Origin of the sequence: Natronorubrum aibiense, from assembly GCF_009392895.1 — an archaeon.
GTDB classification, from domain to species: Archaea; Halobacteriota; Halobacteria; order Halobacteriales; family Natrialbaceae; genus Natronorubrum; species Natronorubrum aibiense.
This window is the reverse complement of the sequence record NZ_CP045488.1, coordinates 2824164-2837531: the sequence shown is the minus strand read 5'-3', so window position 1 is coordinate 2837531 and position 13368 is coordinate 2824164. Positions and strand designations below refer to the sequence as shown.

Sequence of the window (13368 nt, the reverse complement as noted above, 5' to 3'; positions counted from 1 at the left end):
CCGACACGTCGGCGTCGAAAAATCCGTGTCGAAACCGTTTCGCGCCGGTTACAACGCGTCGTCGAGTTGCTCGGCGAGCCAGACGGCCGGCGGCAGGTCCTCGGACTCGACGAATCGGACGATTTCCTCGCCGTCGTCGGTTTCGACGACGACCGTCGGGATGTACTCGATGTCGTACTCCTCGACACCGGGGCCTTGTTTGTCCTGATCGAGGGCGATCTCCTCGATTCGTTCGTCGGGAACCCCAGCAGCCTGCAGTGCCGCGCCCAGGTTCGGCAGGAGCTTCCGGCAGTCTTTACACCAGTCGCCACCCCAGACTTTGTACACCAGTTCGTCGTTGTGCGCTGCGAGCGTGTCGACGGCCTCCTCGTAGGAGGCAGCGTCCCACGTCGGATTCGGCTGCATGGTCTCGAGACTCATACCCCTCGATAGCGTGTCCGGCGGCTTAACCGTCCTGTTTCCCATCGATTCGTCCACCGCGTCGAGGGCTATGCCATCCGCTGATCGTAGCGAACGGTCTGGCGGTGGCCTTCCTCAGTGAGTTCGGTCAGGACGCTCTCGATCACCTCCACCTTCGAGAACTGCTCTTCGATTTCGCCGGTGACGGTTTCAACGTCGTCGTTGATCGACTGTGCTTCGTCATCGATCGTCTCGATTCGGGTCGCCATCTCCTGTGTACTCGAGGCCTGGGCGTCGATGAGTGCGGAGAGTTCGTCGACGTCGTCGTCGGTGAACTCGATGAACTGCTTTCGCCACTCGATCTCGCCCTCGGTAAGCCCGATCCGATCGACGAGTTCCGACGCGTCGACCCCACTACTGTACCCCACGGACCCGAACTGCTGGGACCTATTCATGCTCATTAATGATATGTGGACGGTAAAACCATGGTGGCCACATAGGGAGGTGTATGATAAGTCAGCTTCGTTTAGTATATCTCAGAGCAGCTGCCTGTAGACACTCTATCCTCTGCTATCCATATATTTCATCAGTAAGAAAGTATATAAATCAGAAACTAACTGTGAGAAAACACGTTCGCTTCCAGTACAGCAAACAGTATACGTCTCGACTGTCTAGCGATCCGTAATGAAGGGCAGCATTCTGGACACGATCGGCTCGCCGCTCGTCCGGGTCGATTCACCGGACGGCGTCACCGTCGCCGCAAAGATCGAATCCTTCAACCCCGGTGGCTCGGCGAAAGATCGGCCGGCCCTCGAGATGATCCGCGCGGCCGAACGCGACGGGGTGATCGAACCGGGCGACTGGCTCGTCGAACCGACCAGCGGCAACACGGGAATCGGCCTTGCGCTGGTCTGTGCCGCCCGCGGCTACGACCTGACGATCGTCATGCCAGCGAGCAAGTCCAAAGAGCGCCGGCAGATCATGGCCGCCTACGGAGCCGACCTCGAGTTGGTCGACGGCGACATGACGGCCGCCCGCGAGCGTGCCGACGAACTCGAGGCCGAGGGCGCGACCCAGCTCGGCCAGTTCGAGAACCCGGCGAACCCCGAGGCACATTACAAGACGACCGGTGAGGAGATCGTAGAGCAGGTCGGCGACCGCGAGATCGATGCCTTCGTCGCCGGTGTTGGCACCGGTGGGACGATCTCGGGAACCGGCCGCCGCCTCCGTGAGGAGTTTCCCGACATGGATATCATCGCCGTCGAACCCGAGCGCAACGCCGTCCTCTCGACGGGCGAGGCCGGCGACGACGACTTTCAGGGGATGGGTCCCGGTTTCGTCAGCGACAATCTGGATCTCGACCTGATCGACCGTGTCGAGACGGCTCGCCTCGAGGACGCCGAAGACGAGTGTCGCCGACTGGCCCGCGAGGAAGGGGTTCTGGTCGGCCAGTCGAGCGGCGCGACGAGTCTCGTCTCCCAGCGTATCGCCCGCGAACTCGCTGACCCTGACCGGACCTGTCCCGAAATCCCGGGTGCGTTCGACGATCCGACGACGCCGGACGCGGACGGCGGTGAGACGGCCGACGACTGTCCGCTCGTCGTGACTGTCTTCTGGGACAGCGGCGAACGGTATCTCTCGACCGGTCTGTTCGACTGAGAAGCGACTCGAGCGAGAACCGCGGACAGGGCGATGCGTATGTGAATCGTTTCAGTCGTTATACTGCCAGACAAAAGCCAGTAACTGTCAGATCACGTCTCACGGCTCGCCGCCTCCGGCGACGAGCGTTCGCGTGCGATCGGTGCGTGAATCGTTTTGTCCGACAGTGTTACTCTAGGAGGGAACAATCGCGGTTTCACCTTGACGAATCCCTTTTAGCTGGTGCTGTGTCAGTCTCGAATAATGACTCCACTTTCCAGACGGACGCTACTGTGTGGTACTGCGGGTCTGTTCATCTTCTCCGCCGGTTGCCTCGACGCAGCCGATGTCGACGCGTCGTCACCTGAAAACGACGCGGATGACGCCACTGAGTCCAGCACTGATGGTACGAACGCACCCAGTGAATCCGGTGCTGACGGCGAGGACGAGTCCAATCCCAAGCGAACTGCCAGCGAGACGACCGACGGGGACGACACCGTTCCGTTTCGCCACGCCGACGCGCCGACGGCACCCAATGTGAAGCTCTTTGTCGACGCCAACCGCGCCGAGCAGTGGCTCGAGGAGCGTCCCCTTCGTGACGACCAGCCCCTCGAGTTCGTCGCCGACATCGACTTCGAGAACAGCGCCCTGCTCGCCCTCGAGGCCGACGCGCCGCGGCTCGATTACGAACTGGTCCTCGAGTCGGTGGCACTCGAGCACGACGACGGTGGGCCACGGCTCGTCGTCGAAGCGAGCGTCACCGAGACGGCGGACGGCATGGGTGCGACCCAGCTGGTTACGGTGGGACAACTCGTCCGGGCGACGGCCGACGGCGAGCCAGTGACCAGTGCCACCGTGACGATCGTCGACAGCAGCGGTCGAAAACACAGGTCGACACTCTCCGTCGACGCGGCGAGCGAATCGGCGTCCGGCAGTGAACGCGACGACCGCTGATACGGCGCGCTGATGTACTGGCGCGACCGCGACCCTGCTAGGTTGCGCTGGAACTGTCGGACGACGTCCGTATACGGGTGCCAATCCTCGAGTGCAGCCCGCTCAGGGCGAGTGTTCGGCTTCGGTGAGTCGCACGACGAGCGTCTCGTCGACGTCTCTGAGATCGTACTCGGGGAGTTCGCCACCGGTTCGGCGTACGTACAGCGGTTCGACGAGTCGTCGGGTCGATACACGCTCGTGTTCCGACTCGCTCGAGTCGGCTCCGGCTGCGTCGTCGGCCGTCGGTGCCGATTCCGGTGTGTTCTCGCCGTCGTCATCGCCCACGCGCTCGAGGCCATAGATCTTGCAGAACTCGGCCGTCTCGGCGGGTTCGACGGTTCCGTTTCGAAGCTGCTCGGCGAGCGACCGCGAGAGCCACTCGTCGTCGCTGACGCTTGGCTCCTGAACGAGTGCCTCGTCGACAAATCGCGTGAGATACCAGTTCAGGTCGTTCAGCAGCGAGACGGCAGCGCCGACGCTGACCGTCCGAAGGGCGATCGAATTCTCGAAGGGACGTGTCAGCTCGTACGTCGCGAGCGCCTCGCGGGACGTCTCCCGGGAGAGGAGTTCGTACTGGAGATTGCAGCCGCCGGTCCCGATGAGACAGACACGCGTCACTGTTCTGTGGTCGGTGCGTCTATGTAATGTCGGTTACGGATCAGGGCTCGACCAGTGTTGCGTTCGTCGCCGCGTTCTCAGCGCGCTCGAGCAGGTCGTCCGGCTCGGCGTTCAACAGTGGCTCGAGGCGGGCGTTGGTTTCGACGCGGTCGGGGGCGACGCGGTTGCAGCCAGCGTTGATCGTCGAGTCGGTGAACGTGCCGATCTCGCGAGCCTCGGCGACGATATCCTGTTTGTCCCACGTGAGCAGCGGTCGGTGGATCGGCAGCCGGGTGGCCCGACTGGTAACGCCGAGGTTGCGGACGGTCTGGCTCGACTTCTGGCCGACCGCCTCGCCGGTGACGATCCCGTTGGCGTTGACGCGCTCGGCGAGCGTTTCGGCGGCCCGGTAGAAAAAGCGCCGCAGCGAGAGCATCCGCCCCTGATTCATCTCTTCGACCAGCAGATCGACCGTCTCGCCGCCGGGGATTTTGTAGACCTGCATGCCGAAGTTGGGCGCGTGTCGCGAGAGTTTCCGAACGGTTTCCATCGCGCGCGCTTCGTGGTCGATGCCGCCGTAGGCCCCGAGATCGACGTATGCTGGGATGACGGGACAGCCACGCCGCATCATCTCGTAGGCTGCGACGGGCGAGTCGATGCCGCCGCTGATCAGCGCGATGACCGGCTCCTGTGCGCCAAGCGGCAGGCCACCCGGCCCGGAGACGTGCTCGAGGTAGATGTACGCGACCTCGGATCTGACTTCGACGCCGAAGGTGAGGTCGGGGTCGTCGAGGTCCACCTCGGGTTCGAACTCGCCTTCGACGGCGTCCCAGATCGCGCTGCCGGCGTCTCGAGCGAGGTCCTCGCTGTCGTAGGGGAGCGTCTTGTCCGCTCGGCGCGCGTCGACGGCGAACGTCCCGCCGTTGTAGTGTTCGTGAGCGGTTTCGACGAGCGCCTCGATGATTCGCGCTTTTTCGGTGCTGACGACCAGTGCGGGGCTCGCGGAGACGACTCCGAACGCATCAGTCGCGGCCGCGGTCGCGTCCTCGACGGCGGCTTCGGTCGTATGAATGAGCGGCCGATTCCAGCCCTGTTCGACGTCGCCGGGGATCGAGCGGTCCTCGAGAAGCGCGTCGATGTTCTCGACCAGCAACTCCCCCATGTACCGCTTGACCGCGTTACTCTTCGTGTTGACGTCCCCGTGGCGGAGGAGGACAGTGTCGGCTCCCGGCGGGTGCATGAACTGGGATAGACGACCGCAGCTATAAGGGAATTACGAGGTGGGAGCACTCGAGTGAGGGGCTCGTCACCGTCTCAGTTGATTGACTCGCCGATCGACGGACTCACGCGCCCGGTGTGGGCGTAGATGCCGACGACGAGAACGACGCCGGCGAGCAGCGGCACGATGGCGCTGATCGCATAGATGGCCTCGAAGCCGAGGACGTCGATCAGCGGCAGCGAGACGAGCGGCCCGAGACCGCCGCCGACGTCGCCGAGGACGTTGTTCGTCCCCATCGCGCGGCCGACGCGTTCCTCGGGCGTGAGATCAGCGAGCAGGGCCGTCAGCGGGCCACCGACGCCGCCCTGTCCGGCACCGATCAGGATGCACGCGAGGACCAACACCTCGAACCTCGAGCCGAACGCTAACACGGCAAAGCCGACACACGAGGTCACCAGAAAGGCGAGCATTACGGGGACGCGTGCCCCAACGGAGTCGCTCAGCGCGCCGCCGCCGAGGGTAAACACCGACCCCGAGAGAACCGTCACTGCCATCAACATCCCCGACGAGCCCTGTGCGTCGAGGCCGAAAACGGTGATCGAACGCTCACCGAGCAGAAGCACGAGCGTCGAAAAGAGCACGCCGATGTACGCGAAGTAGAGCCCGAAGTTGACGAGCCCGATCGTCAGCGCGGGCAGCGTCGTCTCGAGATCCAACGGACTGACCGACTCTTGATCGCCCTCGACGTGGGTTTCGGGGACGATCAGATAGGCGATGATACTCGCGAGACCGGCGAACGAAGCCGCGAGAACGAACGCCTCGACGTTCCCCCAGAGGTCGCTCACGACGCCGCCGAGGACGAGCCCGGCGGGGAATCCGAAGGTGATGCCCGCACGGACGATGCCCATACTGGTCCCTCGAGAGTCGGCCTCGCTGACGTCTGCCGTGATCGTGTACGCAGTCGCAAAGACGAGCGCGCTGCCGATCCCCCAGAGAATCCGGGCGAGCAGAAACCAGAGTTCGGGCAGCGGCGAGACGATCGCGACGACGTACATGAACGTCGCGACGCCCTCGATCGCTAACCCGGCGATGAACGGCGTTCGAGTGCCGATGCGGTCGATTAGGACGCCGGCTGGCGCGTTGGCCACGAGCCGGGTAAACCGGTTCGCGCTCAGGATGAGTCCGACCATGAACGCCGAGATACCGAGCACCTCGCCCAGATTCGGCAAGATCGGGAAGATAACGCCGCCGCCGAAGCCGACGAAGAAGGTACTCGCGACGACGGCGAGGACGATCCGGTTCGAACTGGCTGATGGCAGGGACACTGGCGATCGCTCTCGAGCGCTGTTTCGGTTGAAACCCGCTACGCGTCTCTGACAGGCGTGTGGCTAAAGGGCTTATCGAAAGCGATGCTCACTCGGTCACGACGCGACACGTCGCTTCCGTCTCGAGACTGCACTCGAACTAAGCTGCCAACTCCTGTTGAAAATCCCTTTTTCAGGTGTTATTTGGAGCGAAATACACGGACACTACACGTGCTTATTGACCGCTGGGATTCCTACCAATCAGCGTATCTGTTCAAAGAGTTATAATGAATACAAAGCGCATAGTCAGCATTCCAGAGTACCGATCAGAGGTGATTTCCAGTGGTCAGTATAGGGGGACTCACTTATGAGTGCAGGCAACGTATCGTATATTATGCCTGAAGAAGTCCTGTTCAAATCAGAAAGCAATCAGAGTCGAGAAGAGATCGCATCGTACCTTCGGAAAGTCGCGGATAATCTCGACAGCGGAAACGCTATCAGCCTGAAAGCAGGCTCCGAGTCTGTAACGCTGAATCCCCCTGCCCGACCAACCTTCGAGGTCAAAGCTGAACGCGAAGGCCCGGCTGGCAATATGACTGAACGAAGTATCGAGTTCGAACTCGAATGGGACGAGAACGACGGTGAGGAGGGTAGCGGAAGTGGTCAGTTAGAAATCGAGTAGTCACTCCGCAGATCTCTTGACCGGCTTATTCATCGTAGGGTTCCCGAAACAAACAGAACCAGTTTGCTGGATCCATCCTCTATATTCAGCAGGTGGCTTTTGACATAGTTCGGACAGATCGATAGCCGCTTCGGTAACTGCTTGCCCTGTACTGATCGTTGAGGCTGTCTAACTCGTAACTTCTCGAGTCGCTCGAGCGAGCCGGCGAACACGTATACCCGCGCGTGGTGAGCAGACGAATACAGATGCTCGAGCAACGGGGTGACAGATTTTGGACGTACGAAGAGCCGCTCCGATTTCTCGGCCTCGATATCGGCCGCATTATGTCCGTGATTCGACTCTCGAGCGGTGGGCTCTTCGTCCAGTCGCCGGCTGAACTGACTCCCGAACTGCGAGCGGCACTAGACGACCTCGGCGACGTTCGGTTCGTCGCGCCGGCGAGCAAACTCCACGGGCATCTCTACATGGAACAGTACCGGGCCACCTACCCCGACGCCGAACTGCTGGCTGCACCCGGACTCCCCGCACGGCGGCCCGACCTCGGGTTCGATCAGCTGTTGGGAGATACGCCCGACCCGCGGTGGGCTCCCGACATCGATCAGGTCGCGATCGTCGGCCACCGGTGGCTCACCGAACTCGCCTACTTCCATCGACCGAGTCGAACGGTGATCCTCGGCGACGTCGGCTTCCACATCGGCGAGGAGAGCCCGCTCACGACCCGGCTCGTGGCCCGCGCATTGCGAGTCTACAAACGGGTCGGGCCACCGCTCGAGTTCCGGCTCACGATCGCAAACGAGGCGTCGTTTCGCCGGTCGATTCAGGACGTCCTCGCGTGGGAGTTCGATCGGGTCGTTCCCGGTCACGGAGAAATAATCGAGACTGGGGGCAAACGAGCCGTCCTCGAAGGGTACGACTGGCTGCTCTAGATCGCCAAAAACGAATCCTGTCGATCAGGCTGCTTCAGAACGTCGTCAGTTCGCCGTCGATCACGCGACGGGTGATGTCGGTGACGTTCGCGAGTTCCGCGTCGACGATCGCTTCGATGTCGGCTTCGACGTCACTGAGTTCGACGCCCCCTTCGGTGACGACGTGGACGTCGGCGACGTGGGGCTGGTCGATCGGACGACCGATCTGGCTGAGCAGGCGAACGCGCAGGTCACGGATGCCGTCGACCTCGCTGACGACTTCCTCGGCGATTTCGGTCGAGAGCAGGTTGTAGATCTTGCCAATGTGGTTGACCGGATTCTTGCCGCTCGTGGCTTCCATCGACATCGAGCGGTTGGGCGTGATGAGGCCGTTCGCGCGGTTGCCCCGACCGACGGAGCCGTCGTCGCCCTGCTCGGCGGAGGTGCCGGTGACGGTCAGGTAGATCGAGCCCTCCTCGTAGTCGTCGGCCGTGTTGACGTGGACGTTGACGTCGCGGTCGGTGTGTTCGCTCGCCACCTCGGCGACGAACTCGCGGACTGACTCGACGGCCTCGGCGTACGCGTCTAAGTCGGCGATGTGTTCGTCGACCATCGCCGCCGCGACGGTGACGTCGATCTCGTCTCCCTCGCGTTTGCCCATGATTTTGATATCCGTTCCGACGTATGGATTCTCCTCGGCAAACTCGCCGTTGAGTCGGCGCTCGGATTCGAGGACGATCTGTTCGGTTTCCGTCAGTGGGGCGTGACCGACGCCGAAACTCGTGTCGTTGGCCATCGGGACGCTCACTTCGTCCTCGCCGAAAACGTCCTGCAGGTCGCCACTGCCTTCGCCGAGTCTGACGTCGACGACGATATCCTCGCCGACGGTGAGCTGTGGGATCTCGGACTCGAGGTACTCGCGGGCGGCCCGCAGCGCGATGGTTTCGGCGGGGAAGGTCTGGCCGTTATAGTGTTTGGTCGCGCGACCGACGATCAGCAGATAGATGGGATCGACGACCTCGCCGCCGCCGAAGGCGGGTGCAGCTTCGCCTGCGACGAGCTGGGTCTCGTCAGTGTTGAAGTGGAGCACTTTGCCGATGCGGTCGAGATACTCGCGGGCCAGCGCGCCGGCGACGGCCTCGGCGACTCCGTCGCTGATCGAGTCGGGGTGGCCGATCCCTTTTCGCTCGACGATCTCTACTTCCTGGTCTTCGACTGCCTGTCGGTCGATTGGCTCGACCCGGATGTTCCGCTCGCTCATTACCGGACGTTGGCGGACCGTGGTTCTATAACTTGCGGAAACAGAACTGGTGTGAAAAATGCTTGCAAGTAATACGTCGTCGGGGAAGCGCTTCCTCAGGACTCGAGCAACAGCCCCAGATACGAGGTTCGAAGCTGATCGTCCGGCTCGAGACCGAGTTGCTCGAGGACGTCGTAGGCACCTTCGCGAGCGGTCTCGAGGTCGGCTTCGTCCTCGACATCGATTTCGACTTCGACGTACTCGCCGACGTCGTCGACGGCATCGAGCGTGATCGTATATCCCTCGAGGGCGAATCGCTCGCGTTCCTTGCGGACTGTCGCAGCGGGGTCGAAGCCGAGATTCGTCAGGATGGCGTCCATCGTTCCGCCGTCGCCGACCGCGGTCTCGAACTCCTCGCGGCTCTTGGATTCGTCGTCGAGCAGTGGGCCCTTGTAGGTGATCCGGGTCTTGTCGGCTCCCGATTCGCGACTCGACTCCCGGCGGATTCGAAGCGCTTCGTCAGTCTCGACGAACGAGCGATGCGGTGCGTCGTAGTAGGTATCCTCTTGAACGATGGCCCGTTCGCGGTCCGCACCGAGTCCCTCGAGGCGCGTCCTGACGGCCTCGAGATCGGCTGGAACCTTCACTTCGACTTCGTACATGGCCGAGGCCACGAGGAGGGGCCGTAAGTAACGGTCGCACTCGGCGCAAAGCGTCGTACTTAAATGTCGACGGCGGGACGTACAACGTATGACCGAGGAACAGGAGGCCGAGCTTGATGAGCAGGCCGATGACGTCGAGGAAGAAGTAGAAGAAGACGCCGAGGGACTCCAGAACGGTGACTTCGTCGAGATCGACTACACCGCATACACCGCTGACGGCGACCAGCTGGTCGACACGACCGACCCGGACGTCGCCGAAGAAGAGGGTGTCGACGACCAGGGCCAGGAGTTCAAGCCACGAACGATCGTGCTGGGCGAGGGCCACATCTTCGACGGTGTCGAAGAGGCACTCGTCGGGAGCGAGGTCGGCGACTCCGGCACCGTGACGATCCCCGCCGAGGAGGCCTTCGGCGAGTACGATGCCGACAACGTCCAGACCGTCAGCGCCGACAAGATCGACGAGGACGACCGCTACCCCGGTGCGAACGTGCAGGTCGACGGCCAGCAGGGCTACATCAGCACGATCATCGGCGGCCGCGCCCGCGTCGACTTCAACCACCCGCTCGCGGGTGAGGACGTCGAGTACGAGTACGAGATCCTCGACGAGGTCGACGACCGCGAACAGCAGGCCGCTGGCCTGTTCGAGATGTACCTCGGGCTGGAGCCCGAACTCTGGATCGAGACGGACGAAGTCGAGGAGGAAGTCCCCGTCGAACCCGACGAAGACGACGAGGACGCCGAGCCCGAGTTCGAGACCGAAGTTGTCGAGAAAGAGACGCTCTATCTCGAGGCCACGCCCCAGATGACCATGAACCAGCAGTGGATGATGGGCAAACAGCAGATCGGCCAAGACATCATCGACAAGATCGGTGTCGACCGCGTCATCGTCCAGGAAGTCATCGACGGCATGGGTGGCATGGGCATGGGCGGCATGATGGGCGGTATGGGCGGCATGGGCGGCGAAATCGAAGAAGCCCTCGAGGACGCCGACGTCGATGCCGACGAGATCGTCGACGAACTCGAAGGCGCAGACGAGTAAGCCGGTTTCGGTCTTTTTCGGTTCGTACTGGACGACGAGCACCAGCAGTCGTTGAAGCGATCGTACGCGAAAACAGCGTGATCACCGCACCTAACTCGACATCACGCGATGTCCCGACTTGTGTCGATTGCGACTTCTTCCGTCAACTCGAGTTTGATCGCTTTGGTCGGCTGTCCACCGCCGCGGAACTTCGGAATCGTAAGGTGATTCTCGAGTTCGCTGCCCGCGATTTTCGTTCGAAGATCGAAAACGGCGTCGGCTGCGTGGTAGGTTCGCGCTCGGTTGATCGGCTCGTCGTCGCTTTTCAGGCAGTGTAACACCGCGATCGAGCCGGTCTCGAGCATCTTGGCTTTGAGGTCGTTGCAGAAGTCGATGTAGTCGTCGGTGTCGGTCCGCTCCAAGACGTCCATCGTATCGATGATCAGGTTCGCGCCGTCGGGCAACGCACCGATGAGCCGGGTCGCTTCCTCGAGCGGGTCGTCGCTGGTGACCTGTCGGACGGTCGGACTGCCGACCGCTGATGGGGAGCGTTCGATCGCGTGCCGGACGGCGTCGTCGGAGCGTTCAGTCGTGAGATACAGCGTACCACGGGCGGCCGTCAACTCGTACAGGAGTAGTTCCGACTGGCTGGCCGGATCGGCGCTAAAGGCGACGATACACCCCGGTGGCAACCCACCGTCGAGTTTCCGATCTAACACGTCGATACCAGTATCTAGCCGCCCGACCATTCAATTGTGACCAGTTACCGAAGAGACCGGATAACTCTTTGGCTTCGCATTAATTCATACAGTCGTACCCGTGAGGGGAACCGAACGGGCACTCGACGTGTCACGTCCGCCATGGCCTCGAGGCCACGGCGACTCCGAATGGAGAGATTCAAGGGCACAGCAGGAGCCAACACGAACGAATGCGCCACGATCACCTCATCACGAGTAAACAACTCTCACGGGCGGACATCGAGACCGTCCTCGACCGAGCGGCCGAGATCGATGCCGACCCCTCGGCCGTCGCCGACCGACACGCGAACTCGGTACTCGGGCTGTTGTTTTTCGAACCGAGCACGCGAACGAAGATGAGCTTCGAGACCGCCATGAAACGCCTCGGCGGCAGCGTTATCGATATGGGCTCGATCGAGTCCTCGAGCGTCAAGAAAGGCGAGACGCTCGCCGATACGGTCCGTGTCACCGAAGGCTACGCCGACGCGCTCGTCTTGCGTCACCCGAAGCAGGGGTCAGCGACGATGGCCAGCGAGTTCGTCGACGTCCCGCTGTTAAACGCCGGTGACGGAGCGGGCCACCACCCAACGCAGACGCTGCTCGATCTGTATACGATCCGGGAGAACGCCGGGCTGGACGACCTGACCATCGGCATCATGGGCGATCTGAAATACGGCCGTACCGTTCACTCCCTCGCCTACGCGCTGACGAACTTCGATACCCGCCAGCACTTCATCAGCCCCGAAAGTCTCCAGTTACCCCGCGAAGTCGTCTACGACCTTCACCAGCAGGGTAACACGCAGATCCGCGAACACGAGTCGCTCGATGACGTCCTTCCCTCGCTGGACGTGCTGTACGTGACCCGGATCCAGCGCGAGCGCTTCCCCGACGAGAACGAGTACCAGAAGATCGCTGGTGAGTACCAGATCGACCTCGAGACGCTCGAGGACGCCCGCGACGATCTGACGGTGATGCACCCGCTGCCACGGGTCGATGAGATCGCGCCAGAGATCGACGACACTGACCACGCGGCCTACTTCGAGCAGGCCCACAACGGCATCCCGGTCCGGATGGCGTTACTCGATATACTGCTCGAAAACAACAGCGACGCCGACACTCGAGGTGAGGACGATGAGTGACGATCACGACCACCACGACGGACAGGACGATCACGAACTGCGAGTCAGCAAGATCCGCAGCGGGACCGTCATCGACCACGTCCGTGGCGGACAGGCGCTAAACGTGCTGGCGATTCTCGGTATCGACGGCAGCGACGGCGAGGAAGTCTCGGTCGGGATGAATGTCCCCTCGGATCGCTTCGCGCGCAAGGACATCGTCAAGGTCGAGGGCCGCGAGCTGAGTCAGGACGAAGTGGACGTACTCTCGCTGATCGCTCCGGATGCGACGATCAACATCGTCCGCGAGTACGAAGTGGTCGAGAAACACCGCGTCGAGCGACCCGACGTCGTCGAAGGGGTGCTGTCCTGTCCGAACGCCACGTGTATCACGACCGGCGACGAACCAGTGACCTCCCGATTCGAGGTGCTCGAGGACGGTGTGCGGTGTTCCTACTGCGAGACGATCGTCAGAGATGAGATTCCATCGCTGATCGACACCTGATCGTGGTCGCTCGAGCGATCGGTGACCAGCTCCGATCGGGTTCGATTCGATGTGTTCGTTTGTCACGGTCAGCAAAGTATCCAGAATATCTAAGTGTGCACCGACCCACCATTCGAACGTACATGTCACGTACAGTCAAAATCCTGGTTGTCCTGTTCGTCATCGCTGTCCTCTGGAAAGTTGTCTCCGGCGGCTCTTCCGACGTCGACATCGAAGAGATCGAGTACGAGCCAGCCGAGTAACGTCTCGCCAGCCACTTCGTGGTACGATACCGCTGAGATGTGGCTGGAACCGATCGCGATTCTCGGTTCCAGTCGCCGGCTGGTAGGGAGTGCACCATCGCCGTGTCGGGTG

The 13368-nt window shown here is 62.0% G+C and carries 15 protein-coding genes; 7 read left to right on the top strand and 8 right to left on the bottom strand.

Annotated elements, in window-relative coordinates; genetic code table 11:
• Window positions 1-48: 48 nt before the first annotated feature.
• Window positions 49-420: a TlpA family protein disulfide reductase gene (locus GCU68_RS14035; protein ID WP_152942616.1), complete on the bottom strand. Its 372-nt coding sequence runs from the start codon at window positions 418-420 to the stop codon at window positions 49-51.
• A 68-nt stretch (window positions 421-488) separates the two neighbouring features.
• Complete coding sequence (locus tag GCU68_RS14030; RefSeq protein ID WP_227014866.1) at window positions 489-854, bottom strand: hypothetical protein; 366 nt, start codon at window positions 852-854, stop codon at window positions 489-491.
• A 229-nt stretch (window positions 855-1083) separates the two neighbouring features.
• On the opposite strand from GCU68_RS14030, the gene GCU68_RS14025 reads away from it, so the two are divergent.
• Both GCU68_RS14025 and GCU68_RS14020 read left to right on the top strand, forming a co-directional pair.
• Complete coding sequence (locus tag GCU68_RS14025) at window positions 1084-2058, top strand: PLP-dependent cysteine synthase family protein (RefSeq protein WP_152942614.1); 975 nt, start codon at window positions 1084-1086, stop codon at window positions 2056-2058.
• A 243-nt stretch (window positions 2059-2301) separates the two neighbouring features.
• Window positions 2302-2991 (top strand): hypothetical protein, encoded by a 690-nt coding sequence (locus tag GCU68_RS14020; RefSeq protein ID WP_152942612.1) that lies wholly within the window; start codon window positions 2302-2304, stop codon window positions 2989-2991.
• Between the two features lie 102 nt (window positions 2992-3093).
• On the opposite strand, the gene GCU68_RS14015 is transcribed toward GCU68_RS14020, so the two are convergent.
• The 3 genes from GCU68_RS14015 to GCU68_RS14005 all read right to left on the bottom strand — a co-directional run bounded on the left by GCU68_RS14015 (window position 3094) and on the right by GCU68_RS14005 (window position 6171).
• Window positions 3094-3648: a DUF5804 family protein gene (locus tag GCU68_RS14015; protein WP_152942610.1), complete on the bottom strand. Its 555-nt coding sequence runs from the start codon at window positions 3646-3648 to the stop codon at window positions 3094-3096.
• A 40-nt stretch (window positions 3649-3688) separates the two neighbouring features.
• On the bottom strand, window positions 3689-4867 hold the full coding sequence (locus GCU68_RS14010) for a tRNA sulfurtransferase (protein WP_152942608.1): 1179 nt from the start codon (window positions 4865-4867) through the stop codon (window positions 3689-3691).
• 74 nt (window positions 4868-4941) lie between these two features.
• Entirely contained in the window at window positions 4942-6171 is a 1230-nt protein-coding gene (locus GCU68_RS14005) for an MFS transporter (protein WP_152942606.1), read from the bottom strand.
• Window positions 6172-6544: 373 nt separating this feature from the next.
• On the opposite strand from GCU68_RS14005, the gene GCU68_RS14000 reads away from it, so the two are divergent.
• Together GCU68_RS14000 and GCU68_RS13995 are read left to right on the top strand one after the other, a co-directional pair.
• Entirely contained in the window at window positions 6545-6832 is a 288-nt protein-coding gene (locus tag GCU68_RS14000) for an amphi-Trp domain-containing protein (RefSeq protein WP_152942604.1), read from the top strand.
• A gap of 245 nt (window positions 6833-7077) precedes the next feature.
• Window positions 7078-7758 carry a DUF4336 domain-containing protein gene (locus tag GCU68_RS13995; protein ID WP_152942602.1) on the top strand — a complete coding sequence of 227 codons (681 nt, stop codon included), beginning with the start codon at window positions 7078-7080 and terminating at the stop codon, window positions 7756-7758.
• Between the two features lie 34 nt (window positions 7759-7792).
• Here the strand turns inward: GCU68_RS13995 and GCU68_RS13990 are convergent, their stop codons facing one another.
• Window positions 7793-8998, bottom strand: a complete 1206-nt coding sequence (locus GCU68_RS13990) for a methionine adenosyltransferase (RefSeq protein WP_152942600.1) — start codon at window positions 8996-8998, stop codon at window positions 7793-7795.
• A gap of 95 nt (window positions 8999-9093) precedes the next feature.
• On the bottom strand, window positions 9094-9639 hold the full coding sequence (gene cyaB / locus GCU68_RS13985) for a class IV adenylate cyclase (protein WP_152942599.1): 546 nt from the start codon (window positions 9637-9639) through the stop codon (window positions 9094-9096).
• Window positions 9640-9727: 88 nt separating this feature from the next.
• On the opposite strand from cyaB, the gene GCU68_RS13980 reads away from it, so the two are divergent.
• Window positions 9728-10678, top strand: a complete 951-nt coding sequence (locus tag GCU68_RS13980) for an FKBP-type peptidyl-prolyl cis-trans isomerase (protein WP_152942597.1) — start codon at window positions 9728-9730, stop codon at window positions 10676-10678.
• 101 nt (window positions 10679-10779) lie between these two features.
• On the opposite strand, the gene GCU68_RS13975 is transcribed toward GCU68_RS13980, so the two are convergent.
• On the bottom strand, window positions 10780-11406 hold the full coding sequence (locus GCU68_RS13975) for an RAD55 family ATPase (protein ID WP_152942595.1): 627 nt from the start codon (window positions 11404-11406) through the stop codon (window positions 10780-10782).
• A 179-nt stretch (window positions 11407-11585) separates the two neighbouring features.
• Here GCU68_RS13975 and pyrB point away from each other — a divergent pair, with 179 nt between their 5' ends.
• Both pyrB and pyrI read left to right on the top strand, forming a co-directional pair.
• Window positions 11586-12533: an aspartate carbamoyltransferase gene (gene pyrB, locus GCU68_RS13970; RefSeq protein WP_152942593.1), complete on the top strand. Its 948-nt coding sequence runs from the start codon at window positions 11586-11588 to the stop codon at window positions 12531-12533.
• The gene (gene pyrI, locus GCU68_RS13965) at window positions 12526-13014 is read left to right on the top strand and encodes an aspartate carbamoyltransferase regulatory subunit (RefSeq protein WP_152942591.1); all 489 of its coding nucleotides are present in this window, start codon (window positions 12526-12528) and stop codon (window positions 13012-13014) included. The genes pyrB and pyrI overlap by 8 nt, the downstream gene beginning before the upstream one ends.
• The last annotated feature ends 354 nt before the right edge of the window (window positions 13015-13368 follow it).

Excerpts from the sequence above, each read along its gene's own strand:
- GCU68_RS14035 (WP_152942616.1), bottom strand. The coding sequence starts at position 420 with ATGAGTCTCGAGACCATGCAGCCGAATCCGACGTGGGACGCTGCCTCC.
- GCU68_RS14030 (WP_227014866.1), bottom strand. The coding sequence starts at position 854 with ATGAATAGGTCCCAGCAGTTCGGGTCCGTGGGGTACAGTAGTGGGGTC.
- GCU68_RS14025 (WP_152942614.1), top strand. The coding sequence starts at position 1,084 with ATGAAGGGCAGCATTCTGGACACGATCGGCTCGCCGCTCGTCCGGGTC.
- GCU68_RS14020 (WP_152942612.1), top strand. The coding sequence starts at position 2,302 with ATGACTCCACTTTCCAGACGGACGCTACTGTGTGGTACTGCGGGTCTG.
- GCU68_RS14010 (WP_152942608.1), bottom strand. The coding sequence starts at position 4,867 with ATGCACCCGCCGGGAGCCGACACTGTCCTCCTCCGCCACGGGGACGTC.
- GCU68_RS14000 (WP_152942604.1), top strand. The coding sequence starts at position 6,545 with ATGCCTGAAGAAGTCCTGTTCAAATCAGAAAGCAATCAGAGTCGAGAA.
- GCU68_RS13995 (WP_152942602.1), top strand. The coding sequence starts at position 7,078 with ATGCTCGAGCAACGGGGTGACAGATTTTGGACGTACGAAGAGCCGCTC.
- GCU68_RS13990 (WP_152942600.1), bottom strand. The coding sequence starts at position 8,998 with ATGAGCGAGCGGAACATCCGGGTCGAGCCAATCGACCGACAGGCAGTC.
- cyaB (WP_152942599.1), bottom strand. The coding sequence starts at position 9,639 with ATGTACGAAGTCGAAGTGAAGGTTCCAGCCGATCTCGAGGCCGTCAGG.
- GCU68_RS13980 (WP_152942597.1), top strand. The coding sequence starts at position 9,728 with ATGACCGAGGAACAGGAGGCCGAGCTTGATGAGCAGGCCGATGACGTC.
- GCU68_RS13975 (WP_152942595.1), bottom strand. The coding sequence starts at position 11,406 with ATGGTCGGGCGGCTAGATACTGGTATCGACGTGTTAGATCGGAAACTC.
- pyrB (WP_152942593.1), top strand. The coding sequence starts at position 11,586 with ATGCGCCACGATCACCTCATCACGAGTAAACAACTCTCACGGGCGGAC.
- pyrI (WP_152942591.1), top strand. The coding sequence starts at position 12,526 with ATGAGTGACGATCACGACCACCACGACGGACAGGACGATCACGAACTG.